We start from the raw sequence: 25,926 nt of genomic DNA, 5'->3' as shown, positions 1-25,926 counted from the left end.
CGTCGGTCAGCTGAAAGCGAGCTCGCGGAAGTGGTTGCGGATTTCGGTGAGCGGCTGACGGTCACGCGTGTAGTAGAGCTTGTTCGTCAGGAGGACGGCCCACGTGCCCTTCTTCGGCGAGAGCCACATGCCGGTACCTGTGAATCCGTAGTGCACATATGTGCGGTCCGCTGGATCCGTGCCGGGAGCGGGGTGCCAGAACAGGCCGCGTGCAGGATCCAGGTCGCCGGTCTGGACGGTCAGGGACTCCTCGACCCAGTTCGGTCCGAAGCCGGGCTGCGCAGGGGTGATGGTGGGGTCGAGCATGTACCGCAGGAAGCGGGCGAGGTCGTCGAGGACGGAGAAGGCGCCGGCGATACCGCAGACGCCGCCGAGGAGGCGGGCGGAGAAGTCGTGGACGCCGCCTTTGAGATGGCGGCCGGTGTCCTCGTCGAGCTCGGTGGGGGCGCACCGGGCCGCGAGGTCGGCAGGCAGGGGGCCGAAGCGGGTGCGGGTCATGCCCAGGGGCTGCCAGATACGGGTATGGGCGAGCTGGTCCAGGGCCTGGCCGGAGAGGTGTTCGGCGAGGTAGCCGAGGATGAGGGCGGCCCTGTCGGTGTATTCGACGGCTTTGCCGGGCGGCCTGTGCAGGGCCTCGTGGAGGACTCCCGTCCGGATGGTGGCCGGGTCGGTGCCGTAGAGGTTCTTGAGCTGGGCCCGCAGTGGTACACCGGCGGTGTGGGTCAGCAGCTGCCGGGCGGTGACCTGGCCGAGCGGGCAGCCGGTGACCTCGGTCCAGAAGCCTTCGAGGGGTTCGTCGAGCGGGAGGGCGCCGTCTTCCCAGAGGGCGCCGACGGTGGACCAGACGGCGAGGATCTTGGTGAGGCTGGCGACGTCGAAGACCGTGTCCGGCCGCATCGGGGTGCCCGGCTCGGCGGGGTCGAGGACGCCGGCGGTCGCTCCGGCCTTCATGCCCGCGGCATCGCCGATGGCCCACACCGCGCCGGGGTAGACCTTGTCGCGGGCGCCGTCCGCCACGAGTTGTTTGATCCGGTCGGTGCTGTCTGTCATGGAGCGTCTCCGATGTCGCGGTACGGGCCCGGCTCGTCAGCGTAGTGACCGCGCCGGGCCCGGCCGGGGAACTTGGCGGGACGGTCAGCAGATCCGGTGGCCGAGTTCCCCGGCCGGGGGCGGTGCGGAGGCGGTCGATGTCGCGGGCGAGGGGTTCGCAGGAGGACGGGTACTTCTGGAGCGAAGCGCTGGGATGGCCGTTGAGGCGACTCGAATCGGCACCGGCCACGGCGAGGCCGGCCGGGTGGCGATGGCCGATCCCGACGGCAACGAGTCTGCGTCTTGACGCCCCGGCAGCGCGGCCGGGATCCGCCTTCGGTCCTTGCCCGGCCGGGCGGTCAAGTCCCCGGGCCCGTACGGCGGTTCTCCGGCGCTTGGATGCGCGCGTGGGTGAAATCCGGATGATGGCGCATATTCTTGGATGTCGTGGGACGACATGATGCGGCACGGCCGATGGTGTCCGGCGCGGGGCAGTGGCGGCTCGGCGCCCTGCTCGGCGCGTGCGGAGCGGTGGCTCTGACCACCCTGCCGCTGGCGATGGGCTTCGGCCGGCGGGGCGGTGGCGCGTCGTCGAAGGCGGTTCGCCGTCAGGGGAGTGCCCGCCTGGGCTGGGGCTTCACCCACACCCAGTACAGCGCGGACCACGGCGAGCCGGAAGCCACGCGCAGGGCCGCCGGCCTGCTCTCCGCGCGGCCCCTGCCGCAGAACCAGCACATCATGGGCTGGGGCGCGGAGAACCCCGAACCGGCCCCCGGGCGCTACGACTTCGAGGCCCTCGACGAGCGCGTCGCCCTGATGCGGGCCACCGGCGCCACCCCCGTCCTCACCCTGTGCGGAGCCCCCGACTGGATGAAGGGCGGGCGTAGGGGCCGCACCGACTGGTCCCGGCTGGAGGCCGCTCCCGACCGCCGGCACTACGCGGACTTCGCCCGGCTGGCGGGCAGGATCGCCCGCCGCTACCCGGACATCCGGCACTTCCTCGTATGGAACGAGCTGAAGGGGTTCTACGACGAGGACCGGCGCCGCTGGAACTACGAGGGGTACACCGAGCTGTACAACCTCGTGTACGCGGAGCTGAAGCGGCAGAACCCGGACAGTCTGGTCGGCGGCCCCTATGTCGTCGCCGATCACGATCCGCCCGGCGACGGGGAGGGGGTGCCCGAACTCAGCGGTGTGTGGGGAGACCTCGACCAGCGCTCGGCCGATGTCGTCCGCTACTGGAACAAGCACAAGGCGGGCGCGGACTTCATCGTGGTGGACGGGGCCGGCTACACCCGTGAGGGCCACCGGACGATCCCCGACGAGTTCGCCGCCACCGAGAAGTTCGCCGACGTCACCCGCTGGCTGGGGCGTGTCACCGGACTTCCGGTGTGGTGGGCCGAGTGGTACGTCGAGCCTCCCGCAGAGGACGACGGGCCGGGCGGGCGGGACGGCTGGAGCGAGCAGCACCGCATCGCCGTCCATGCCGTCGCGATGATGCATCTGGCGGAGAGCGGCGCGGCGGCCGCTTTCTACTGGAACCCGCAGCAGACAGGGGACGACTGCCCGGGCTGTCTGTGGCGGAGCACCCAGCTGCACGACGGGGGCCATGAGCTGCCCATGGCACAGCTGCTGGGCCGGTTCGCCCACGAGTTCCCGCCGGGCAGCGCCTTCCGGCCGGTCGTCGCCACCGCGGGGGCCGGGGCCAGGATCCAGGCCCTCGCCGACGACGCGGCCGTGCTCGTCGTCAACACCGAGCGCCGGCCAGTAGCGGCACGGGTGGACGGGCAGGCGCTGTCCCTCGCCCCGTACGAGGTGCGCTGGCTGGCTTGCTGAGCCGTAGCACGCTCCTGCGTCGCGGCCGACATGACCTTGCCGCCGATGAGCGCCTGGTAGAACGTGGTCAGGTCCTGCTGTGTCGCGATCAGCGCCCCCACGGAGCTGAACATGGACGGGTCGATGTCCGACGTGGCGTCGAGCCAGAAGAAGAACGGGCCGAGCCTGCTGCCCTTGTAGCCGGACACGTACGGGGCGGGGACGGCCCGGTCGCCCGCCGTGGGGACGGAGGTCCGGGTCAGGCCGAGCGGCTGGATGATCCGGCTCGTGACCGCCTGGGCGAAGGGCGCGCCGGTGATCCGCCCGATGAGCATGCCGACGATGTAATAGTTCGTGTCGGAGTAGTGGAAGGCGACTCCCGGCGCGGAAGCCGGGGGTGGCTCAGTCCTTCGCGCACCAGCGCGGACAGGGTGTAGGTGCCGTCAGGGTTGACCGGGGCCTTCCCCAGTGGGTTCGTCGGGATGCCGCTGGTGTGCTGCAAGAGGTGCCGGATGGTGATGGTGTTGCCGTCATAGCCGTTCCCGTCGACCACGCCGGGCAGGTACCGCTCGATGGGTGCGTCGAGGGAGACCTTGCCCTCGTCGACCAGTTGCAGGACCACGGCCGCGACGAAGGTCTTGGTCTGGCTCTTCGTCACCGATCCTCCTCGTGGGATGTGCACGCGAATGATCGGATTCTTCGTGCTGAGCACGTCACGCACGAGAGGGTGTCCGGTGGGCCGTCAGGCGCGGCAGCGCAGCATCTCCAGTGGGGGGTTGGTGAGGAAGTCCGCCCAGAAGTCCGCACCGAACTCGCGCACGCCGGCGTCGGACACCTCCAGCGGAACCCAGGCCACCTCGCCGAATCCGGCCGCCCGCAGACACTCCTCGTAGACCTCGCGGCGCGGGAGGGTGCTGACGATCGTGATCGGCGGGTCGAGCAGCGCCGTGGTCCGGACTCGCGGTCCGGCCTCGGCCTCCTCGCCGGTCAGCTCGGTGACAAAGCCGTACTTGGCCAGGGAAGGCCCGTCGAAGTCGTAGTCGGGCGATTGGTTGAACAGGAAGAGCTCGGCGCCGGGCGCCAGGCTCCGGTGAACGTTGCGGCACATCCGTTCCATGGCGGCGACGTCGTCCGCATAGTTGAGCAGCTGGACCGCCGTGGCGACGTCGAAGCGCTGACCGAGCGGCCGCAGCTCGGACACATCGCCCACCTCGTAGCGCACACCCAGCGGATTGCGATCCTCCAACTGCTCTGCCACGGCGACCATTTCACCGGAGATGTCGATTCCGAGCACGTCCGTGGCGCCGCGCCGCTTGAACTCCCTGCTGTAGAAGCCGGTGCCGGAGGCCAGGTCGAGGACCGACTTGCCGCGCACGTCCCCGACCATGGCCAGGAAGCCGGGCACCTCCGCGTACCGCGCCAGCGGCAGGGCCTTGAAGCCCTCGAACGCCTCGCCGATCTCGTCGTACTGCTGCGCACTCACCGTGCTGTCCTCTCCTGTGCTTCGTCATGTCCTTGGCCTCGGCCCTCACCCCCCGGGGCGCGCCGCGGCCTCTGATGGGCAGTCTCTCCACATCCCGGCAGACCGTCGTACTGGCAGAAGCCACGAAGATGCCGGCATCGTCCCGGCCTCGTGTACAAGCAGGCGTGGAGATTCGAGCGAACGTTCGCAGGAATGGGCGAACGGATGGTTCGTGGGTGAGGTCTTGAGGCTTGCTGTCAAGCGGAATATGATGCGCGGGCTCTGGCAAGTCCCCGTACGTGCAACTACGCGCCGTGAACCCGGACTTGCTCCTCCGGTTGTGGCGTGAAACGGTGATCCGGAACGTCGTTCTGTGGGGAAGAAGCGACTGCGGAGGCGGGAGCGATCGCCCTTGCATGCGGCTCATCCGGCATCGTCCAGATTACGAGTCCCTGGTGGGGAGCCGCCCTCGTGGTGCAGACCGTGATCGGTGTCAGTCCGTTCGGAGAGGCCGACGCGCGGCTCGTCGCGGCCGTCTGCGGAGCCGGTGGGACCGGTGTCCTCGACCTCGGCAGCGGAGGCCGCCGCGTCCGCGAGGCCCTAGCCCTCACCCGCCGCTGGACCGGCGGCGCCTTCGGCGTGCGCGTCCCGGAGGACTGTGCGCTCCGCCCGGAGGAGCTGTACGGCCCGGACGGCACGGGGCCGCACACCGTCCTGCTGGCCCCGGGCGTCACGTGGCCAGGGGGCGAGGGTCGCGGCGTCACCGTGCTGGCCGAGGTCCGCTCACGGGCCGAGGCACGCGCCGCGGTACGGGCGGGAGCGGCCGGCCTCGTCGCGCGCGGCGGCGAGTGCGGTGGCCCGGCCGGTGAACTGTCCACTTTCGTGCTGCTCCAACAACTGCTCTCCGACCCGGAGACGGCCGTCCCCGTCTGGGCGTGCGGCGGTATCGGGCCGAACACCGCCGCGGCGGCCGTGCTCGCGGGCGCCGCCGGTGTCGTACTCGACGTACAGCTCGCGCTGCTGGAGGAAGCCGCCACCCCGCCCGCGCTCGCCCGCCTGCTGCGCGCGGCGGACGGCACCGGGACGGTCCTGGCCGACGGGCGGCGCCTGCTGGACCGCGACCGCCCCGGTGTCCCCGCCGAACTGCGCGACCGCCCCGTCCCGCTCGGACAGGACGCCTTCCTCGCCCGCCGCTTCGCCGCGGACCACCGCACGGTGGGCGCCGCCGTACGGTCGGTGCGCGAGAGCATCGACCGGGCGCTGCGGGCCCCCGGCGCGGCGGAGGCCTTGCTTCCAGGGTCGGCACTGAGCCGCTCGTTCGGCACCGCGCTCCCCGTCGCGCAGGGGCCGATGACGAGGGTCAGCGACCAGGCGCGGTTCGCCGCCGCCGTCGCCGAGGGCGGCGGCCTCCCGTTCATCGCGCTGGCCCTGGCCGGCCCGGAGCGGACCAGGTCCCTCCTGGAGGAGACCAGGGCCGTGCTCGACGGGCGGCCCTGGGGCGTCGGCATCCTGGGCTTCGCGCCGGAGGAGGTACGCGCCGCCCAGCTGGAGGCCGTGCGTGAACTCCGGCCCACTCACGCGGTCCTGGCCGGTGGCCGCCCCGCACAGGCAGCCGCGCTGGAGGCCCAGGGAATCCGCACCTTCCTGCAGGTCCCGACGCCCGGGCTGCTCGGCCAGTTCCTCGACGCGGGGGCCCAGCGGTTCGTCTTCGAGGGCGCCGAGTGCGGCGGCCACGTCGGGCCCAGCAACTCCTTCCCGCTCTGGGAGGCCCAGCTGGCCGTCCTGGCTGACTTCCTGGACGCCCGGTCGGAACGGGGCGGGCGGCCGGGGATCGAGGTGCTCTTCGCGGGCGGGGTGCACGACGAGCGCTCGGCGGCGATGGTCGCGGCCCTGTCCGCCGGGCTCACCCGGCGCGGTGGTGCGGTCGGCGTCCTGATGGGCACCGCGTACCTCTTCACCCGCGAGGCGGTGGAGTGCGGCGCGGTCCAGCCGCTCTTCCAGCGCACGGTGCTCACCGCGCAGAGCACCGTCCTGCTGGACACCGCGCCGGGGCACGTCACACGCTGCGTACCGAGCCCGTTCACCGACACCTACCGCACGCACCAGGAGGAGCTGCGCGAGCAGGGTGTTCCCAGGCGGCAGGCATGGGAACGGCTGGAGCGGCTCAACCTCGGGCGGCTGCGCATCGCCAGCAAGGGCGTCGAGCGCGTGGAAGGCGAACTCCACGAGGTCGGCGAACGGCGGCAGTTCGACGAGGGCATGTTCATGGCCGGGGAGGTCGCGGTGCTGCGCGACGCCACCACGACCGTCGCCGAACTGCACCGCGACGTCACGGACCGCGCGGCCGCCTTCTACGAGCGGCGGGCCGCGGAACTGGCCGCTGCCGAGCCGTCCGCCGCGGCACCGGCCCCCGTACCGCAGCCGCTCGGCGTCGCGATCGTCGGCATGTCCGCGATGTTCCCCGGAGCCCCCGACCTGCCCGCCTACTGGGCCCAGGTGCTCGGCGGCGCGGACGCGGTGACCGAGGTGCCCGAGGACCGCTGGGAACAGGCCCTCCACTACGGCGAAGAAGCGCCCGCACACGATGTCTCGGTCTCCCGGTGGGGCGGCTTCCTGCCGTCGATCCCCTTCGACCCGCTGCGATACGGCATCCCGCCGTCCTCGCTCGCCTCCATCGAACCCGTGCAACTGCTCGCCCTGGAAGCGGCCCGCAGAGCCCTCGCCGACGCGGGCTACGCACACCGGGACTTCCCACGCGAACGCACCGGCGTGGTCTTCGGCGCCGAAGCCGGCAGCGACACGTCCCACGCGACCACGCTGCGCACCGTCCTGCCGGCCTACCTGGGCGGGCGGCTCCCGGAGGATCTGGCGGAGCAGCTGCCCACCCTCACCGAGGACTCCTTTCCCGGGATGCTCGCCAACGTCATCTCCGGCCGGATCGCCAACCGGCTCGACCTCGGCGGAGCCAACTACACCGTGGACGCCGCCTGCGCCTCCTCCCTGGCCGCCGTCGACGTGGCCTGCAAGGAACTGGCGACGGGCGCGGCGGACCTCGTCCTGTGCGGCGGCGCCGACCTGCACAACGGCATCAACGACTACGTGCTCTTCTCGTCCGTGCACGCGCTGTCGCCCACCGGCCGCTGCAAGACCTTCGACGCCGGGGCGGACGGCATCGCGCTGGGCGAGGGCGTCGCCTGCGTGGTGCTCAAACGACTGGCCGACGCGCAGCGCGACGGGGACCGGATCTACGCCGTCATCAAGGGCGTCGGCGCCTCCAGCGACGGGCGCTCCCGCGGCCTGACCGCGCCCCGGCCGGAGGGCCAGCGCGCGGCACTGGAGCGGGCCTACGCCCAGGCCCGGATCTCACCGGCCCGGGTCGGCCTGGTCGAGGCGCACGGCACCGGTACGGTGGTCGGCGACCGCACCGAACTCGACGTGCTCACCAAGGTGTTCCAGGAGTCGGGCGCCGAGCCTGGCCGGTGTGTCATCGGCTCGGTCAAGTCGCAGATCGGCCACACCAAGTGCGCGGCCGGTCTGGCCGGTGTGATCAAGACGGCCCTGGCGCTGTACACCGGGGTGCGTCCGCCGACCCTGCACGTCCGGCGGCCCAACCCGGCGTGGCAGCCGGAGAGCAGCCCGTTCGTCTTCCACCAGCGGTCCTTGCCCTGGGCCGAGCCGTCCGGCGAACGCGTCGGCGGCGTGAGCGCCTTCGGCTTCGGCGGCACCAACTTCCATGTGGTGATGCGCGGCTGCGACGGCGAGGCACCACCGCGCCAGGCCGCCGACGCCTGGCCCGCCGAGCTGTTCCTCTTCCGCGGCCGGACGGCGATCGAGGATCTGCTGCGGCTGGCGGAGGCGAACGCGACCCACGAGCCAGGCGGAACAGCCGCCGCGGACACGCAGGACACCACCCGCTGGCGGCCGTGGCGGCTCCGTGACCTGGCACGCACGGCGGCACGCCGGGCCTCGGACCCGGCCGCCGGGCCGGTCACCGCGGCCGTGGTCGCCTCCGGCCTCGCCGAGCTGCCCGGACTGCTGCGGGCCGCACTGGCCGGCCGGGCGGCCCCGGGCGTCTTCACGGGGGTCGAGCCCACCGGCGGCAAGCTGGCCTTCCTCTTCCCGGGCCAGGGCAGCCAGCGGCCCGGCATGCTGGCGGACCTGTTCACCGCCTTCCCCGAGACGCACGGGCACCTGCGCCACGCCCCCGTCGCCGCGATGTTCCCGCCCGCCGCGTTCGACCCGGCCGGGCGGGACGCACAGCGCGCCCATCTGGCCGACACCCGCAACGCCCAGCCGGCCCTGGGTGCCGCCTGCCTGGCCGTCCATGACGTGCTGTCGGACCTGGGCATCCGTCCCGACATGGCGGCCGGCCACTCGTACGGGGAACTCGTGGCGCTGTGCGTGGCCGGAGCGTTCCCCGTCGAGGCGCTGCCGGAGCTGAGCAGGCTGCGCGCCGAGGCGATGGCGAGCACCACCGGGGACGAGCCCGGTGCCATGGCCGCCGTCACGGCGGGAGCGGCCGCGGTGGAAGCCGCGCTGGCCGAGGCCGGGCTGGCCGGGCAGGTGGTGGTCGCGGGCCACAACTCCCCGTCCCAGACGACGGTCTCGGGACCGGGCCGGGCGGTGCGGCGGGGAATGACCGCACTGGAGGACGCCGGCTTCCGCGTCCGGCCGCTCGACGTGGCGTGCGCCTTCCACAGCCCGATGATGGCCGAGGCGGCGGAGACCTTCGCCGAGGCGCTCTCCTCCCGCCCCGTGCGGGCACCGGACCTCCCGGTGTGGTCCGGTCTGACGGCGACCCGGTACCCGGCGGACACCGTCGAACTGCGGGCCCGCCTCGCCGGGCAGATCGTGGCACCGGTGCGGTTCGCCGAGCAGGTCGAGGCGATGTACCAGGACGGCGCGCGGATCTTCGTCGAGGCGGGCCCGGGCGCCGCGCTCACCGGTCTGGTGCGCGCCACCCTCGGCGACCGGCCGCACCTGGCCGTCCCCTTCGAGCCCCACCCCGAGGCGGGACTGCGCGGCCACCTGGAGGCGCTGGCCCGGCTCGCGGTCTCCGGCGGCGTCCCGGTCGACGCGGAAGCGCTGTTCGCGGGCAGGGACGCGGTGGTGGCCGAGCCCGGGCGGACGCCGGAGCGCCCCGGCTGGATCGTGGACGGGCACCTGGTCCGCACCGCGGACGGCGGGCTGCTCCCCGGCGGGCTGCGCCCGGCGCGGCGGATCGCGCCGCTGACGGGAGCCTCGGCACCAGGTGGTGTCGGGGCCGACGGGGCCGGGCGTGTGGACCGCGAGATCCTGCTCCAGGACTTCCTGCGCGGCAGCCGTGAGCTGATCGCGGCACAGAAGGACGTCCTGCTGGCGTACTTCGGCGGAGCGGTCCCACCGCAGGCCCCCGCGCCGGTGCCGGCCCCGGCCGTCATTCCGGCTCAGGCAGTGGAGACGGCCGTGACGGCGGAACCGGCTCGCCCCGCGGACACCGACGAGCCGGTGGATCTGTTGCGCACGGTGGTGTCGGTGATCAGCGAACGGACCGGCTACCCCGTGGAGATGATCGATCCCCAGCTCGACCTCGAGGCCGACCTGAGCATCGACTCGATCAAGCGGACGGAGATCGCGGGCGAACTGGTGAAACGGCTGGGAGGCACCGCGACCGGGCAGATCCCGCAGGACACGGACCTGGAGAGCCTGACCCGCGCACGGACCGCGGCATCGATCGCCGAATGGATGACATCGCGCACGGACGGTCCCGCCGGACAGGCGGCCGACGAGGACCCCGCCCGGCAAGGGAACCGGGAACCGGACGAGGCCATGCCCGCCGAGCCTGTCGGAGTCGCGCCCCGGCGGTACGTGCCGCAGAGCGTGGCACTGGACGATGCGCCCGCACCACACGGCACCGCGGCCCTGCGGGACAGGCACTTCCTCGTGCTCGGCAAGAGCGCCGATGTCGCCCAGGCCCTCCTCGCCCGGCTCCAGGAGCACGGGGCACGGGCCACCCGTGCGGACGGGAACCCCGGCACCTCCGCCGGGCCGCTCGACGGTGTGATCCTGCTGGCCGGCCCCGCCGAGGAGTCCGCCGGCCCGGTGCTGCCGGACGCCTTCCCCCTCCTGAAAGACCTCCTCGGACGCGGGTTGCGCTGGCTGCTGTACGTCCGGCCGGCCGAGGACGGTGACCGGGGCGACGGGCTGGGCGGCTTCTTCCGCACCGTCGCCCGCGAGTACCCGGACACGGTCGCCCGCCTGGTGTCCGTGCCCGGTGGGGAGGCCGACGGGGCGGCGGGCGCGATCATCGGGGAACTCCTCGCACCGGACCGGACGCCCGTCGTCGAACGCACCGAAGACGGCCGACGGCTCGGCACCGAGCCGCAGGAGGCCCCGCTGGGCCCGCTGTTCACCGACGACCAGTCCACCGGGGCCCGGGCCGCCGAGGCCCTCGGGCTCGGGCCCGAGTCCGTCCTGCTCTTCGCGGGCGGGGCCCGCGGCATCGCCGCGCGCGTCGCCGTCGCCCTCGCGGCGGCCTCCCGCTGCCGGATCGAACTGCTCGGCCGCACCGGCATGGCCGACGCCCCCGAGCCGCCCGACACCGCGGGCATCACCGAACGCGCCGCACTGCGGGCCGAGCTCGCCGCGCGCGGCGAGCTCCGTCCCACGGAGATCGAGCGGGAAGCGGGCCTCATCCTGGCCCGCCGTGAGATCGGGGCGACCCTCGCCGGGATCCGCGCGGCCGGCGGCGAGGGCGCATACCGTACCGTCGACCTGCGGGACGCGCAGGCCGTCGAGCAGGCGGTCAAGGAGACCCACGCCCGCCACGGACGCATCGACGGTCTGGTGCACGCCGCCGGAATCATCGAGGACCGGCTCATCGCCGACAAGGACCCGGCGTCCTTCACCCGGGTCCACGGCACGAAGGCGGAGAGCGCCCGCGCCCTGTTCACCGCCTTGCGCCGGCTCCCCGAACCACCGCGCTTCACCGTGCTGTTCGGCTCCGTCGCGGCCGTGCACGGCAACCGGGGCCAGGCGGACTACGCCGCCGCCAACGGCGCCCTCGCCGCACTGGGCAGACAGTGGCACCGCTCCACCGGCACCCGGGCACTCACCGTGCACTGGGGGCCGTGGGCCCCGGACGGCGTGCACGGCGGGATGGTCGGCCCGGAACTCGCCCGGGAGTACGCCCGGCGCGGCATCGGCCTGATCGACCCGGGGGAGGGGACGCTCGCCCTGCTGCGCGAACTGACCTGGGGTGACGACGACACGTGCGAGGTCGTCTACACCGCTCCGGGGCGGTGACGATGAACATGAGGTCCGCGCAGGAGCCCGTGGCCGTCATCGGCATGGCGGTCACCCTGCCCGGCGCGGACGACCTGGACCGGTACTGGCACAACCTCCGCACCGGCGTGGACGCCATCTCCGAGGTGCCGCCGGGGCGTTGGGACCAGGACGAGTACCGCTCCGGCGCCGTCTACTGCCGGCGCGGCGGATTCGTCGACGACCGGCTCCCCGGCTTCGACCCCGCCGCCTTCGGCATCATGCCGGACTCCGTCCCCGCCACCGAGCCCGACCAGCTGATCGCCCTGCGCACGGCCGCCGCCGCGATCGCCGACGCGGGCGGCCTCACCGCGGCCGATCCCGCACGGGTCGGAGTGGTACTGGGCCGCGGCGGCTATCTGACGGCCGGGCTTGCCCGGCTCGACCAACGGGTCCGCACCGCCGGCCAGCTGACCCGCACCCTGGGGGAACTGCTGCCCGAGCTCGGTGAGGAGCGGCTGGCCCAGGTCCGTACCGCCTTCGAGGAGGCCCTGGGACCGGACAGCCCCGACGCGGTCATCGGCCTGGTCCCCAACTTCACCGCCTCGCGCATCGCCAACCGGCTGGACCTGCGCGGCCCCGCCTACACGGTCGACGCGGCCTGCGCCTCCTCGCTGCTGGCGGTCGGCCAGGCGGTGGGCGAGCTGGCCGCGGGGCGCTGCGACGTGATGCTCGCCGGAGGCGTCCACCACTGCCACGACGTGACCCTGTGGTCGGTGTTCGCCCGGCTGGGGGCACTCTCCCGCACACAGCGCATCCGCCCCTTCCACCGGGATGCCGACGGCGTGCTGATGGGCGAGGGCACCGCGGTGGTCGTCCTCAAACGGCTCGCCGACGCGGTCCGCGACGGCGACCGGGTGTACGCGGTGGTGCGCGGTACCGGGGTGGCCGGCGACGGGCGGGCCGCGGCCCTGGTGAACCCGGACCCCGACGGCCAGACCCGGGCGGTCCGGCAGGCCTGGGAGGGCGCCGGGGTGGACCCCACGGCCCCGGGGTCGATCGGCCTGCTGGAAGCGCACGGCACGGGAACCCCCAACGGGGACGCGGCCGAAATCACCACACTGCTCCGTGTGTTCGGCCCCTCGCGCGAACCGGACGCGGTGATCGGCTCGGTCAAGTCGATGATCGGCCACACCATGCCGGCGGCGGGCGCGGCGGGCTTGGTCAAGGCCGCCCTGGCCCTCCACCACCAGGTGCTCCCGCCCACCCTGCACTGCGAGGACCCCCACCCCTCCCTGCTCGCCACCCGCTTCCGCCCCACCCCGGTGGCCCGCCCCTGGGAGGCGGAGGTGCGCCGGGCCGGGGTGAACGCGTTCGGCTTCGGCGGCATCAACGCCCACGTGGTCCTGGAGGAGTTCCTTCCCACGGCCGGGAAGAAGGGATCCGGGAAGAGGAGATCCGCGGCCACGGCGCTCCGGGTCGCCGAACCCGAACCCCTCCTGCGGATCGCGGCGGACACCACGGAAGAGCTGCGCGCGGCGCTCGAAGCCGAGGACGCCCACCTGCGCGCCGGAGGCGACATCGGCAACGGGGGCACCCGGCTGGCCGTGGCCGGGCCCATGGCCGAACGCCTCGCGCTGGCCCGCAAGGTGGTCGCCCGCGGCCGGGCCTGGGGCGGCCGCCGCGAGGTGTGGTTCGCCCCCCGCCCACTGCTCGGACCGGCTGGTGGCGGCCGCACCGCCTTCCTCTTCCCCGGCCTGGAAGCCGGGTTCACACCTCAGGGCGAGGACATCGCCCGCCACTTCGGACTGCCCCGGCCCACCTGGCAGCAGGCCCGGGTCGGCGACGTGGCCGAGCACGGCGCCGGTGTCGTCGACGCCGGGCGGCTCCTGGCGACCGCGCTGCGCCGAGCCGGTGTCGCCCCCGACGCCCTGGCCGGGCACAGCGTGGGGGAGTGGACCGCCATGGCCGTCGGCGGGATCTTCGCCGACAAGGAAGTGGACGCCTTCCTGAGGGACTTCGACCCCTTGGCCCTTAAGGTCCCGGACCTGGTCTTCGTGGCCTTCGGGGCACCCGCCGACCAGGTGGAGGCAGCCCTGGCCGGCATCGGCGAGGTGGTGCTCTCCCACGACAACGCCCCGCACCAGTCCGTGGCCTGCGGCCCCGCGGCCCAGGTGGAGAAGGTGACGGAACGACTGCGCCGGGACGGCGTACTCGGCCGCGCGCTGCCCTTCGAGTCCGGCTTCCACACGCCCATGCTGGCGCCCTACCTGGGGCCGATCCGGGAGGCGATGCAGCGCTTCACCCTGCACCCGCCCTCGGTGCCGGTCTGGTCGGGGACGACCTGCGCGCCGTTCCCGCACCAGGAGACGGAGGTCCGTGAACTGGCCGTGCGCCACCTTCTGGAGCCGGTCCGCTTCCGCGGACTCGTCGAATCCCTCTACGCGGCCGGGTTCCGGGCCTTCGTCCAGACCGGCCAAGGCCAGCTGCCCGCCCTGACCAGCGACATCCTCGCCGGACGCGAGCACCTGGCGGTCACGGCCGCGGCCACCGGCGGCGACGGCCTGGGCCAACTGCGGCGCGCCGTGGCCGGACTGTGGGCGTACGGGGCGGAACCCGACGTCGCCGCCCTGGCCCCCGGAGGAGGCCGCGCCGCCGGTACCGTTCCGCTGCCGCCGTCCGCGGCGCCGGCCCGGCCGGGCGTACGGCTCGGCCTGGACGCCGGGCCGGTCCACCTCGAACCCGCCACCCGCGACCGGCTCCGTACGGTACTGCGCGGCGCGCTCACCGGCGAGGGGACGGCGGCACCCGGGGCCGGACAACTCGAGGACGCCGCACGGCGGTTCCCGGCGGCGGCACAGCTGCGCGCCCTGCTGACCGAGACGGCCGACGCGGCCGTGGCCCTCTTCGCGGCACACGATGCCCCCCGGACGGCCACTGCGGTCCCGGAAGCCAGGGCCTCCCGCCCGGCGGCGCTTCGCACCGCGGCGGACCCCGCCCGGACCACCACGGTCCGGATCGCCCTCGACACCATGCCGTACCTCACCGACCACTGCTTCTACCGCCAGCGGCCGGACTGGCCCGACATCGGCGACCGCTGGCCGGTGGTCCCCGCGACCACCATGATCCAGCGCATGACCGAAGTGGTGGCCGCGCCCGGCCCCGGTGTCACCGTCGCCGTCCGCGACGCCCGCTTCCTCGCCTGGCTGGTCGCCGAACCGGCCGTCGACGTGACCATGACCGTACGGAACGTCGTCGGCTGTCCGGACCGCCACACCGTGGAGTTCGGCCGGTACGCGCGCGCCGAGACCGAGACGGCACCCCGCCACCCCGCACCACCCGCCCGCTGGCCCCTCCCACCTGACGAAGAGATGCCCACCGTCTCGGCCCGGCGGATGTACGAGGAACGCTGGATGTTCCACGGCCCGCTCTTCCAGGGCGTCACCACGATCACCGCGCTCGGCGCGCGGCACGTCCGGGGCGTGCTCACCGCACCGCCCGCCCCCGGTGCGCTCCTCGACAACGCCGGACAGCTGCTCGGCTACTGGCTGATGGCCACTCACCCCGACCGCACGGTGGTGCTCCCGGTCGGGATCCGCGAAATCCGCTTCCACGGCCCGGAACCCGCAGCAGGCCAGCGCCTCGACTGCCACATCCGCATCACCTCCCTCACCGAGACCCTGCTGGCGGCGGACATCCAGCTCAGCCACCGCGGAACCGTCTGGTGCGAGATCAACGGCTGGGAGGACCGCCGGTTCGACTCACCACCCGCCACCGACGCCATCCGGCGCCGGCCCGAGCACAGCACCCTGTCCCAGGTCCGGCCCGGTGGCTGGCACCTGGTCTTCGAGTACTGGCCCGACCCGGCCTCCCGCGAGCTGATGATGCGCAACCTGCTGGGCGGCGCCGAACGCGACGCCTACGCCGCCCGCCCGCCGCGGGGCAGACAGCAGTGGCTGCTCGGCAGGATCGCCGCCAAGGACGCCGTGCGCCACCATCTGTGGCAGCACGGCGCGGGCCCGGTCTTCCCCGCCGAGATCCGGGTGCGCAACGACGACAGCGGCCGACCGCACCCGGAAGGGGTCCACGGCCGGGAACTGCCACCCCTGGACCTGTCCCTTGCCCACTGCGCGGAAGCCGCCGTCGCCCTGGTCCGCCCGGCCGGCACAGCGCCCGCCGGCATCGACATCGAGGAGATCACCGAGCGCCCGGAAGCGACCCGCGACGCGATCCTCGCCCCCGAGGAGCTCCCGCTCTTCGACCGCCTCGGCGGCGACGCGCGCACCCTCATCCGTTTCTGGACGGCCAAGGAGGCCGCGGCCAAGGCCGAGGGCACCGGACTGCAGGGCAGACCACGCGACTTCCGCGTCACCACCACCGACGACGACCGCCTGACGGTCCGCACCCCCTCCGGCCGCACCCACCCCGTGTCCCTCGCCGAGGTCGCCAACCCCGAGGGACTGCGGCCCCGCCGCTACATCGTCGCCTGGACCGCGGACACCCACCGGCAGCACCACGAGGAGAACCCCTCATGACCACCACCCCCGCACCCGACGCCGTCACCCCCCTCCCCGGAGCCGACGAGTGCGCCGTCCTCGCCGAACTCACCGAGGCACTGCACTCCGTGCTCCCCGAGATCGGCCTCGAGGACACGGCCGTCACCATGGACACCCGCTTCGTCGAGGACCTCGACCTGGAATCCATCGACCTGATCACCCTCACCGGCGAGCTCGGGCGCCGCTACGGCGACCGGGTCGACTTCCCGGCCTTCTTCGCCTCCCTCGAACTCGCCGAGATCATCGAGCTCTCCGTCGGGCAGCTGGTCCGCTACATCGCAGGGCGTGCGGGGTGACAACGGCCCGCCGCCCGCGCCTCAACGCCGTACGCGTCGGACCGCCCGGCGGAGACACCGTCGTCCTGGTGCACGGCATCGCGATGGACAACTTGACCAGCTACTACTTCACGGTGGCCGCGGCCCTCGCGGCGGCCGGGCACGACGTGGTGATGTACGACCAGCGGGGCCACGGCCGCAGCGAACGCCCGGCCACCGGCTACCGCCTGGAGGACTTCACCAGCGACCTCGCCGTGCTCCTTGACGACGCGCACACCGCAGGCCCCGTTCACCTGGTCGGCAACTCCTTCGGCGGCACCGTCGCCCTCGACTACGCCCTGCGTCACCCCGACCGGGTTGCCAGCCTCCTGGTCGTGGAGTCCGAACCGCCCACCGCGGCTTGGGCGGCGAAGATGAGCGCCCTGCTGGCGGACACGGCACACCGGCTCCGCGACGAGCGGAGCCTGCCCTGGCTCGAGCACACCTACGGCCGGCACGAGGCCCGGCACGCCCGCCGGGCCCGCCCGCTGCTGCGCGGGACGACGATCGCCGCCGACATCGCGGCAAGCCGCATACCCGCCGAGGAACGCTGGCGGGACCTCGACCTGCCCGTCCTCGCGGTGTACGGGAGCACCTCCGACCTCGCCGACATGGCGCCCTGGCTGGAGTCCCTGCTCCCCAACTGCCGCACCCACCGGGTGGCAGGTCATGGCCACTCCGTGCTCGTGGGCGACCCGCGGACCGTCGGGTCGCTCATGCTCGACTGGATCGGGGCGGGACACCGGCACCAGGCGAAAGCCGTCCGGGTATGAGGCGGTTCCTCTTCGTGGTGCCGCCACTCGTCGGACACATCAACCCCGCCGTCGCGGTGGCCGCCGAACTCACCGGGCGCGGCCACCGGGTCGCCTGGGCCGGACTGCCGGGTCTCCTCGAAGAATTGGCGGGACCCGGCGCCGGCATCCATCCCTGCGAGACACCCCGCGACCTGCACCGGCCTCCAGAACTGCGCGGTGTCGCGGCGCTGCGCTTCCTGTGGCAGGACTTCCTCGGACCGCTCGCACTGGCAATGGCGCCCGGGGTGGAGCGAGCGGTCGACGCCTTCCACCCCGATGTGATCGTCGCCGACCAACAGGCCCTCGCCGGAGCCCTGACGGCCGAACGACTCGGCATCCCCTGCGCGACCTCCGCCACCACCTCCGCCGAGTTCTCCGCCGCGCTCGCCGGAATGCCGAAGGTGGAGGAGTGGATCCACGGCCTGCTGGCCGGGCTGCGCGGCACCCTCGGCGACCCGTCCCGCACCCACGACCCCCGCTTCTCGCCGGACCTCGTCCTCGCCTTCACCACCACCGCCCTGACAGGCGAGTGCACCGCGCCCGCGCAGACCCGCTTCGTGGGCCCTGCCCTCGACCGGCGGCCCGAACCGGCACCCTTCCCCTGGGAGCGGCTGGACCCCGGCCGGCACACCGTCCTGGTCTCCCTCGGCACCGCCAACACCGACATCGGCGACCGCTTCCTCACCGAGTGCGCGGCAGCCGTACGGGAGCGCGCACGGCACGTCCAAGCCGTCATCGCCGACCCGGGCGGGGTACTCGACGGCACCGCGGACGATGCCGTGCTGGCCGTGAAAAGGATGCCGCAACTCGCCCTGCTGCGAAGGGCGTCGGCGGTCGTCTGCCACGCAGGCCACAACACCGTCGCCGAATCCCTGCTGCGCGGGGTGCCGCTGGTCGTCGCCCCGATCCGGGACGACCAGCCCGTGATCGCCGCACAGGTCACCACGGCCGGTGCCGGAATCCGCATCCGGTTCGGCCGCAGCGACCGCCATGCGATCGGCGCCGCGCTGGACGGCGTGCTCACCGACCCCCGGTACCGCGAGGCCGCCCGACGCGTACGGGAATCCTTCCGCGCCGCGGGAGGCGCCGCCGCGGCCGCCACGCACCTCGAAGAATTCACCGCCTCCATACGACAAGGGGAACCAGGAACACCATGAACCGTACCCAGGAGGTCGCCCGGCTCCGCGTCGACTACCAGCGCGAAATCGCTCTCGGCACGGAACGCTTCCACGCGCCGAAACGCACCGAGTGCCCCTGGTGCGGCTCCTCCCGGCTGCGCACCAGGCTGCGCACCGTCGACCTGCTCCAGCACAAGCCCGGCACTTTTGTCGTCGACCAGTGCCGCGACTGCTCCCACTCCTTCCAGAATCCTCAGCTCACGCCCGAGGGGCTGGACTTCTACTACCGGGACTTCTACGACGGCCTCGGCGTCGCCCACGCGGACTGGCTCTTCGGCTCCAGGGGCAGCCGCAAGCGCTACCGCGCCAGCGCCCGCGCCCTCCTCCCGTTCGGTGCCCCCCGCCGCTGGCTGGACATCGGCACCGGGCACGGGCACTTCCCCCAGACCGCCGGGACGGTCCATCCGACCACTGTCTTCGACGGCCTCGACCTCAGCGCAGGTGTAGAGGAGGCCAAGCGCCACGGCCGGATCGACGAGGCGTACCGCGGCCTCCTCACCGAACTTGCCCCCAAGCTGGAGGGGCGGTACGACGTGGTGAGCATGTTCCACTACCTGGAACACAGCATCGACCCGCGCGCGGAACTGGCCGCCGCGAAGACACTTCTCTCCCCCGGCGGTCGCCTGATCATCGAGGTACCGGACCCCGAGAGCGCGATGAGCGGGGTCCTGGGCCGCTGGTGGATTCCGTACCTCCAGCCCCAGCACCTGCACCTCATCCCGTTCGCCAACCTCCGCCGCGAACTGGAATCACTCGGTTTCACCGTCGTCGCCGTCGCACGGTACGAACCGCACACCGGGGTCGACCTGACGTGCGCGGCGGCTCTCATGCTCGGCCACGTTCTGCCGCCTGCCGACGACCCCTGGCACGCCCAGCCGCCCACCCGTCTGCAACTGAGGGCCCGCACGGCCCTGTTCTGGTCGGCCTTCCCCCTGCTGGCCGGTGTGTACGGCCTGGACCAGCTTCTCACCCCGCTCCTCAGCCGCACCGGGTTCTCCAACGCGTACCGGATCGTGGTACGCAGTGGAGCCGGGGCATGACCGACATGGAGTACGGAGCTCACTGACCGCGCGCTTCAGGCGAACCGCAGGAGGGTCACCGCGGGGGAGATGGACCGGAAGACCGGTATCAGGTGCTGGTACTGGATGAGCCGGCCCGTCACCCCGCGGCCGCGCTCCATGGTCAGTGCCCGCACGTCCGCGATGCGCGGGTGCGCCGAGTACAGCCGCGGGCGCTCATCGGGCGCCATCGACCAGTGCATCGGGGGGATGGTCAGCTCGCCGATCCGGATCTTGCCTTCACGGGTCAGCTTGGTGATCCAGCGGGGCATCGAGTCCAGGATCAGCGCCCCGCCCGGCAGCCGGTCGGCGCACGCGGCGATGATCTCCTTCACCTCGTGGGGCCGCAGGTACATCATCAGTGCCTGCGCGGTAACGATCGTGCCCTGTTCCGGGGCGTCGATCTCGTCGAGCCAGCTCAGGTCGGTGGCCGACTGGGCGAGCACCCGCAGCCTCGGGTGCTCCGGCAGCAAGGCGCGCCGCAACGCGACGGCTTCCGGGAGGTCGACGCTCAACCAGCGCAGCCGTCCGTTGTCGACGCGCCAGAACCCGGTCTCCAGACCTTCGCCGAGCGCGATGACGGTCGCCTCGGGGTGCCGGTCGGTGTACTGCCGTACCGCGCGGTCGAAGGTCAGGGAACGCAGCCCCTGCACCTGGGAGAAGAGAGGATGCGGAGGCCCCAGCCGTTCCACGAAGGGGTAGTCGAGCTTTCGGACCAGTGCCTCGGCCATCGGATCGTCCAGCACCGGGTCGGCGTGCCCTGCCTCACAGGCCCGGTTCCACAAGGTCCATAACAGCGTCTCCGGCAGCCCGGTCAACTCCGCCTTGACTCCGGACGGATGGGCATCGTCGTCCTGCCCGTGTTCAGCGGTCGTCGTCACATCCCGACACTACACACGCGATCGGACGGCCCGCGGGTACAAGTGCGGAACTCTGCTGTCAGCGGCTGAGGGCGTCGAGGTGTCGATGGAGAGCCCGGTGCCCGTCGGGAGTGGGGTGCAGACCGTCGGTGAGCAGCTTGGTGTTGTCGCGCAGCGGCTCCCACATGTCGAGGTAGTCGATGTGCTTCTCGGCGCACCAGGTGCGCAAGAACTCGCGCAGGGCCAGCGCTCGGGCGTGGGTGAATCGCAGACCCTCGTAGTCGCGGGTTCGCGATTCATCGAGCCATGTCGGTCCCGCGACGACGAGTCGCGCGTTGTGGTCCAGGGCCGTGGCGGCCAGCGAGCCGAGACTGTCCGCGATGTGCGTCAGCCAGTCGCTGTGAGGCTGTGCAGTGGCGAGCGGAAGGGCGGAGTCGTTGATACCGGCGGCGACAAGAAGGGTGTCGGGCAGGCGAGGAGCCAGGAGTGCGGGGGTCTGCTCGCTGACATCGGTCAGGGTGCTGCCGGGGATGGCCAGGTTGAAGACCCGGTGTTCGGCCTCGCTCCCGGCGATGTGGGCGGCCGCCAGGCGGCCGGCCCATCCACCGTCCGGATCGCAGCGGCCGTAGGCGATGCTGTCGCCCACGATGACAATGCGAGCTGCTGAGCGCAGCGGTTTGGCATCCAGGTAGGCCCAGGCGATCTCACCGGAGGAGAGGAGAACCCGTCGGCGGGCGTAGTCGTCGACCTCGTAGGCGTCGGCCGCGGCGAGTTCATGGTCGGTGAGGTGCAGGATGGCGCCCTCGACCACGGCGCCGACCTTCCGTGACAGGGTCAGGTGTACCTCGAGGCCGCTGGTGGTGATCACGGATTGGTCGGTGATCGGCAGCGGCCTGGTCGTGTAGCCCGTCAGCGACGCCGCGGAACTGGGTACGGCTTGACCGAAAAGCGCGGTCTGGACCCGCTCATCCATCAGCGTGCCGAAGGAAAACAGGGTGTGAGGGCGGGACTGGGTCACCTTGGGCGCCGTGGCCTTTCTTCCTGGAGTAACCGGGCCATCTTATTGGCCGAGTGTTCACCCATCCGCGGCGCCCTACGTGGGGTGGCTCACCCCGGCGAGGGCCCGCGTACGCACAGCGGGAGACGCCCAGTCGGCGCGGCAGCGACGTTTCATCGGATCGGCGGGGGGTGTTCGGGAGGTCTCAGCCGGCGGCTGCCTGAACGAGTTTGAGGTACCGGTTCCAGTCCCAGTGGGGTCCGGGGTCGGTGTGGTCGGTGCCGGGCACTTCGGAGTGGGCGATGATGTGCGCCCGGTTCGCCGGGATCGCGTACCGGGTGCAGATCCCGGCCGTGAGATGGGCCGACGCGGCGTACATCGCGTCCGTGAAGCCTCTGGGCCGGTCCACGTGGCCTTCGTGCTCGATCCCGATGCTGCGCTGGTTGAACTCCCGGTTCCCGCAGTGGAAGGCCACGTCCAGCTCGCGGACGGTCTGCGCGATGTGACCGTCTTGGCGCACGACATAGTGCGCGGCTGCCTTGTGCAGGGGGTCGCGGAACACCCGCAGCGCGTCGCCGTAACTGCCCTGGACCACGTGGATGACGACCAGGTCCACCGCGTAGTCGGCAGGCCGCTGAGCCCGCCGCCAGTTCGCCGACGACGCGCCGGCCCACTCCGCGCCCGCATGATCGACAACACCGTCCGTACGCGGCCTCTCCAGCCCCGCGGTGCGCCACCACCATCTCCTGAGCCCGTCCCGGCCCGCGTATCCCGTCGTGCCCATGACCGCCGCGGCGGTGCCGCCTCCGATCAGCAGCCTGCGTCTGGTGATGCCGCGCGGCCGTTTTTGTTCCCGTTCCATCCGTGTCCCCCAGGGGTTCCGGCGCGCCCGTGATTCGTTCTGACCGGACACGCGTGCGGTGTCCTCGTCGGTTCCGGGCAGCGTGCTGCGGGTGCTCTGGCAAGGACCCTACGGCCCGGCCCGAGACGGAGGCAGCAGGACGCTCGGCAGGCCGCGATGAACCGGGGACTCCGCGGACGATGCCAGGGTGCGTGGCTCCGCCATGAGTCCGGGTCGGTTCGTCGGAGAAAACGAAAAGGCAAGGAGATCTCTCTCCCTGCCACTCTTAACGTATAGCGCACTGGGGGGCTTGCCACAAGACCCGGGTGGTGGCGCAAAATCGTCGGCCGAGGCCACAACCTGCGGAAAAGGGGCACGACGTGCGTGTGTTGTCGACGTATGGGGGACGCGGTGACGTCGAACCAGTGGTGGGACCGGCAGTGAAGTCGCGGGTGGGCACGGCTGCGCCGGAGGTATCGCGATGATCGAGCAGTACGTGTGGGATCTTCAAGAGGTCGACGAGACGCAGGTCGCGGTCGTCGGCGGCAAGGGCGCGCACCTGGGCGGGCTGTCGCGGATCGAAGGCATCCGCGTGCCGGCCGGCTTCTGCGTGAAGACGGACGCCTTCCGGCGGATCATGGCGGAAGCACCGTCGATGGGCGATCGGCTCGATCAGCTGTCGCGCCTCAACCCGGACGACCGGCAGGCGATCCGCACGCTCAGCGCGGAGATCCGCCGGACCATCGAAGAAATCGCCATCCCGGGCGATCTCGCGGCGGCGATCACCCGCGCGCTCGCCCGGCTCGGCGAGCAAGCCGCCTACGCCGTGCGATCCAGCGCGACGGCGGAGGACCTGCCGACGGCCTCCTTCGCCGGCCAGCAGGACACGTACCTGAACGTCGTGGGGCCGACGGCGATCCTCCAGCACGTCAGCCGGTGCTGGGCCTCGCTGTTCACCGAGCGGGCCGTGACCTACCGCCAGCGGAACGGCATCGACCACCGTACGGTCCACATGGCCGTGGTCGTGCAGCAGATGGTCTTCCCGCATGCGGCCGGCATCCTGTTCACGGCCGACCCCGTCACGGGCAACCGGAAGGTCGCCACCGTGGACGCCGGCTTCGGCCTCGGCGAGGCCCTGGTCTCCGGCCTGGTGAACCCGGACGTCTTCAAGGTGCGACACGGCGAAGTCGTCGCCAAGGCGATCGCCGTCAAACAGCGTGCCGTTCACGCCCTGCCGACCGGCGGTACGCAGGAAGTGGCGATCGACTCGCAGCGGCAGGAGCAGCCGGCGTTGACGGATGCGCAGGTCGTGCGGCTCGTGCGGCTCGGGCGGCGGATCGAAGCGCACTTCGGCCGCCCGCAGGACATCGAATGGTGCCTGGTCGACGATGGCTTCCAGATCGTCCAGAGCCGGCCGATCACGACGCTGTTCCCCATCCCCGAGACCGGCGACCAGGAGAATCACGTCTACGTCTCCGTCGGCCATCAGCAGATGATGACCGACCCCATGAAGCCCCTGGGGCTCTCCATGTGGCAGCTGACGGCCATGGCGCCGATGCACACGGCCGGCGGGAGGCTGTTCGTCGACGTCACCCGGCGCCTGGCCTCGCCCGCGAGCCGCGCCGGCCTCCTGGACCTCATCGGGAGAGGCGATCCGCTGGTCAGGGATGCTCTGGAGACCGTCCTCGACCGCGACGACTTCGTCCCGTCGCTCCCGGACAGAGGTACCGGAGGGCCGCCGGCCGGCGGTGCGCCCGCTCCGATCGAGACCGATCCGGCCATCGTCACCGAGCTGATCGAGCGCAGCCGGGTGTCCATCGCCGCCCTGGAGAGCGGCATCCGGACGAAGACGGGACCGGCGCTGTTCGACTTCCTGCTGGAGGCCTTCGAGGAGCACAAGCGGGTCCTCAGTGATCCGCTGAGCATGCAGGCCATCATGGCGGGGATGGAGGCCACGTGGTGGCTCAACGACAAGCTGCTGGAGTGGCTGGGCGAGAAGAACGCGGCTGACACGCTCACGCTGTCCGCCCCCGACAACGTCACGTCGGAGATGGGACTGGCGCTGCTCGACGTCGCGGACGTGATCCGCCCGCAGCCGGAGGTGGTGGCGTTCCTGCAGGGCGTCGAGGACGAGGGCTTCCTGGACGAGCTGGCGAAGCTCGCGGGCGGGGCCGAAGCGCGCGACGCCATGGAGGCCTACCTCGACCGGTACGGCATGCGCTGCGTCGGCGAGATCGACATCACGAGGCCACGTTGGCGCGAGCGCCCCAGCACGCTCGTGCCCGTGATCCTCGACAATGTCAGGAACTTCGAGCCGGGTGCCGCCGGGCGGCGCTTCGAGCAAGGGCGGCAGAGGGCGCGGAAGAAGGAACAGGACGTGCTGTCACGCTTGCGGGCCCTGCCGGACGGGGACCGGAAGGCCGACGAGGCCAAGCGGATGATCGACCGGGTCAGAACCTTCATCGGGTACCGGGAGTACCCGAAGTACGGCATCGTCAGCCGCTACTTCGTCTACAAGCAGGCCCTGCTGGAGGAGGCCGAGCGCCTCGTGCAGGCCAACGTGCTTCCTGAGAAGGAGGACATCTTCTACCTCACGTTCCAGGAACTCCACGACGTCGTGCGCTCGAACCAGGTGGATGACCAGCTCGTCCAGCAGCGCAAGGACGCGTTCCGCTCGTACCACGCGCTCACACCGCCCCGGGTGCTCACATCGGATGGCGAGGCCGTCACCGGGGCGTACCGGCGCGACGACGTGCCCGCCGGCGCTCTGATCGGCCTACCGGTTTCCGCCGGGACCATCGAGGGAAGGGCCCGCGTCATCCTTGACATGGCGGAGGCCGATCTCGAAGCGGGCGACATCCTGGTCACGACCTTCACGGACCCCAGCTGGTCGCCGCTGTTCGTCGGAATCGCGGGCCTGGTGACAGAGGTGGGCGGCCTGATGACCCATGGCGCAGTGATCGCCCGGGAGTACGGCTTGCCGGCCGTCGTGGGCGTGGGGCAGGCCACCCGGCTGATCCGGGACGGGCAGCGGATCCGCGTGCACGGAACCGACGGGTATATCGAGATCCTGCCCTGACCGACCAGTCCTGGCCTTCCGTTCCTGGCGTTGTCAGAGCGTTCCCGTAGTTTGAGTCCATGGTCGAAACAGGTGAGAACGCCACCCGGTCCGGCACGCCCCGTTCCCCGATCGACTCGTACTACGCACAAAACGCCGCTTGCCTCGGGCAGCGGTATGCGAGTGTTCCTTTCGAGCGGGTGCATGGTGGGGTGTTGGACCTGCTGCCGTCGGCCCCGGTGAAGGCGGTGGACGTCGGAGCGGGCACGGGGCGGGACGCTGCTGCGCTGGCGCGGCGCGGCTACCGGGTGGTGGCGGTCGAGCCGGTGCGCGAGCTTCGGGAGGTCGCACAGCGCTTGCACCCGAGCGAGGACGTCCGTTGGGTGGAGGATTCCCTGCCCGAGCTGTCCCGACTGGCGGAGGAGAGGTTTGAGCTGGCGCTGTTGTCGGCGGTGTGGATGCACCTTCCGTCGGCCGCGCGGGGGCGGGCCATGGGACGGCTGGCCGCGCTGCTGGCACCGGCGGGGCTGCTGGTGATCTCACTGCGACGCGGAGCCCCACCGGCGGACCGGGTGATGTTCGACGTGCCCGCCGAGGAAGTCGTGCGCGACGCGGAGCGAGCGGGGCTGCGGCTGGTGCGGCTCGTGGACGAAGGCGCGGACCATCTCGGCCGTGCCGAGGTGTGGTGGCAGACCGTCGCCCTGTGCAGGGAGGCAGAGTGA

Annotated in this window: 15 protein-coding genes and 1 pseudogene; 9 read left to right on the top strand and 7 right to left on the bottom strand. The window is 72.3% G+C overall.

All coding sequences use genetic code 11. From position 1 onward, the window contains the following. Positions 1 to 6 precede the first annotated feature (6 nt). Positions 7 to 1,050 (bottom strand): serine hydrolase domain-containing protein, encoded by a 1,044-nt coding sequence (locus DXZ73_RS03170; RefSeq protein WP_116209512.1) that lies wholly within the window; start codon positions 1,048 to 1,050, stop codon positions 7 to 9. A 426-nt stretch (positions 1,051 to 1,476) separates the two neighbouring features. Here DXZ73_RS03170 and DXZ73_RS39150 point away from each other — a divergent pair, with 426 nt between their 5' ends. Continuing rightward, positions 1,477 to 2,865 carry a xylan 1,4-beta-xylosidase gene (locus tag DXZ73_RS39150; RefSeq protein WP_240351121.1) on the top strand — a complete coding sequence of 463 codons (1,389 nt, stop codon included), beginning with the start codon at positions 1,477 to 1,479 and terminating at the stop codon, positions 2,863 to 2,865. A gap of 29 nt (positions 2,866 to 2,894) precedes the next feature. Here DXZ73_RS39150 and DXZ73_RS40485 read toward each other — a convergent pair. The 3 genes and pseudogenes from DXZ73_RS40485 to DXZ73_RS03160 all read right to left on the bottom strand — a co-directional run. Beyond that, positions 2,895 to 3,188 (bottom strand): annotated as a pseudogene (locus DXZ73_RS40485) (serine hydrolase); the annotation flags it as partial. Continuing rightward, entirely contained in the window at positions 3,104 to 3,502 is a 399-nt protein-coding gene (locus DXZ73_RS40010) for a serine hydrolase domain-containing protein (RefSeq protein ID WP_205519092.1), read from the bottom strand. The gene DXZ73_RS40010 and the pseudogene DXZ73_RS40485, both read right to left, overlap by 85 nt. 84 nt (positions 3,503 to 3,586) lie before the next feature. Then, on the bottom strand, positions 3,587 to 4,327 hold the full coding sequence (locus DXZ73_RS03160) for a class I SAM-dependent methyltransferase (RefSeq protein WP_116209511.1): 741 nt from the start codon (positions 4,325 to 4,327) through the stop codon (positions 3,587 to 3,589). Between the two features lie 453 nt (positions 4,328 to 4,780). Between DXZ73_RS03160 and DXZ73_RS03155 the strand changes: the two genes are divergently transcribed. From DXZ73_RS03155 to DXZ73_RS03130, 6 genes are read left to right on the top strand one after another with little or no spacing between them, the layout of a single operon-like run. Further along, positions 4,781 to 11,590: a type I polyketide synthase gene (locus DXZ73_RS03155; protein WP_205519315.1), complete on the top strand. Its 6,810-nt coding sequence runs from the start codon at positions 4,781 to 4,783 to the stop codon at positions 11,588 to 11,590. Between the two features lie 2 nt (positions 11,591 to 11,592). Further along, a complete protein-coding gene (locus tag DXZ73_RS03150) occupies positions 11,593 to 16,083 on the top strand; it encodes a beta-ketoacyl synthase N-terminal-like domain-containing protein (protein WP_338059106.1) in 4,491 nt (1,496 codons plus the stop codon). After that, a complete protein-coding gene (locus DXZ73_RS03145) occupies positions 16,080 to 16,400 on the top strand; it encodes an acyl carrier protein (protein WP_116209509.1) in 321 nt (106 codons plus the stop codon). Before DXZ73_RS03150 ends, DXZ73_RS03145 begins: the two co-directional genes overlap by 4 nt. After that, positions 16,397 to 17,191 (top strand): alpha/beta fold hydrolase, encoded by a 795-nt coding sequence (locus DXZ73_RS03140; protein WP_116209508.1) that lies wholly within the window; start codon positions 16,397 to 16,399, stop codon positions 17,189 to 17,191. Before DXZ73_RS03145 ends, DXZ73_RS03140 begins: the two co-directional genes overlap by 4 nt. Beyond that, positions 17,188 to 18,369: a glycosyltransferase gene (locus DXZ73_RS03135; RefSeq protein WP_116209507.1), complete on the top strand. Its 1,182-nt coding sequence runs from the start codon at positions 17,188 to 17,190 to the stop codon at positions 18,367 to 18,369. Before DXZ73_RS03140 ends, DXZ73_RS03135 begins: the two co-directional genes overlap by 4 nt. Continuing rightward, positions 18,366 to 19,430: a class I SAM-dependent methyltransferase gene (locus DXZ73_RS03130; protein ID WP_116209506.1), complete on the top strand. Its 1,065-nt coding sequence runs from the start codon at positions 18,366 to 18,368 to the stop codon at positions 19,428 to 19,430. The genes DXZ73_RS03135 and DXZ73_RS03130 overlap by 4 nt, the downstream gene beginning before the upstream one ends. Positions 19,431 to 19,465: 35 nt before the next feature. Here the strand turns inward: DXZ73_RS03130 and DXZ73_RS03125 are convergent, their stop codons facing one another. The 3 genes from DXZ73_RS03125 to DXZ73_RS03115 all read right to left on the bottom strand — a co-directional run bounded on the left by DXZ73_RS03125 (position 19,466) and on the right by DXZ73_RS03115 (position 22,167). Beyond that, positions 19,466 to 20,329 carry a class I SAM-dependent methyltransferase gene (locus DXZ73_RS03125; protein WP_116209505.1) on the bottom strand — a complete coding sequence of 288 codons (864 nt, stop codon included), beginning with the start codon at positions 20,327 to 20,329 and terminating at the stop codon, positions 19,466 to 19,468. Between the two features lie 58 nt (positions 20,330 to 20,387). Next, positions 20,388 to 21,326 (bottom strand): GDSL-type esterase/lipase family protein, encoded by a 939-nt coding sequence (locus DXZ73_RS03120; RefSeq protein WP_116209504.1) that lies wholly within the window; start codon positions 21,324 to 21,326, stop codon positions 20,388 to 20,390. A 184-nt stretch (positions 21,327 to 21,510) separates the two neighbouring features. Beyond that, positions 21,511 to 22,167, bottom strand: a complete 657-nt coding sequence (locus DXZ73_RS03115) for an N-acetylmuramoyl-L-alanine amidase (protein WP_116209503.1) — start codon at positions 22,165 to 22,167, stop codon at positions 21,511 to 21,513. Positions 22,168 to 22,627: 460 nt separating this feature from the next. Here DXZ73_RS03115 and rph point away from each other — a divergent pair, with 460 nt between their 5' ends. Next, a complete protein-coding gene (gene rph / locus DXZ73_RS03110; protein ID WP_116209502.1) occupies positions 22,628 to 25,225 on the top strand; it encodes a rifamycin-inactivating phosphotransferase in 2,598 nt (865 codons plus the stop codon). Between the two features lie 191 nt (positions 25,226 to 25,416). Next, the gene (locus DXZ73_RS03105; protein WP_240351117.1) at positions 25,417 to 25,926 is read left to right on the top strand and encodes a class I SAM-dependent methyltransferase; all 510 of its coding nucleotides are present in this window, start codon (positions 25,417 to 25,419) and stop codon (positions 25,924 to 25,926) included.

Origin of the sequence: Streptoverticillium olivoreticuli subsp. olivoreticuli (assembly GCF_003391135.1) — a bacterium.
Taxonomy (GTDB): domain Bacteria; phylum Actinomycetota; class Actinomycetes; order Streptomycetales; family Streptomycetaceae; genus Streptomyces; species Streptomyces blastmyceticus.
The sequence above is the reverse complement of the archived record's forward strand: the minus strand, read 5'-3'. Positions and strand labels throughout refer to the sequence as shown.

Coding starts and splice junctions, on each gene's coding strand:
- DXZ73_RS03130 (WP_116209506.1), top strand. CDS start 18,366: ATGAACCGTACCCAGGAGGTCGCCCGGCTCCGCGTCGACTACCAGCGC.
- rph (WP_116209502.1), top strand. CDS start 22,628: ATGATCGAGCAGTACGTGTGGGATCTTCAAGAGGTCGACGAGACGCAG.
- DXZ73_RS03135 (WP_116209507.1), top strand. CDS start 17,188: ATGAGGCGGTTCCTCTTCGTGGTGCCGCCACTCGTCGGACACATCAAC.
- DXZ73_RS03170 (WP_116209512.1), bottom strand. CDS start 1,050: ATGACAGACAGCACCGACCGGATCAAACAACTCGTGGCGGACGGCGCC.
- DXZ73_RS03115 (WP_116209503.1), bottom strand. CDS start 22,167: ATGGAACGGGAACAAAAACGGCCGCGCGGCATCACCAGACGCAGGCTG.
- DXZ73_RS03145 (WP_116209509.1), top strand. CDS start 16,080: ATGACCACCACCCCCGCACCCGACGCCGTCACCCCCCTCCCCGGAGCC.
- DXZ73_RS03150 (WP_338059106.1), top strand. CDS start 11,593: ATGAACATGAGGTCCGCGCAGGAGCCCGTGGCCGTCATCGGCATGGCG.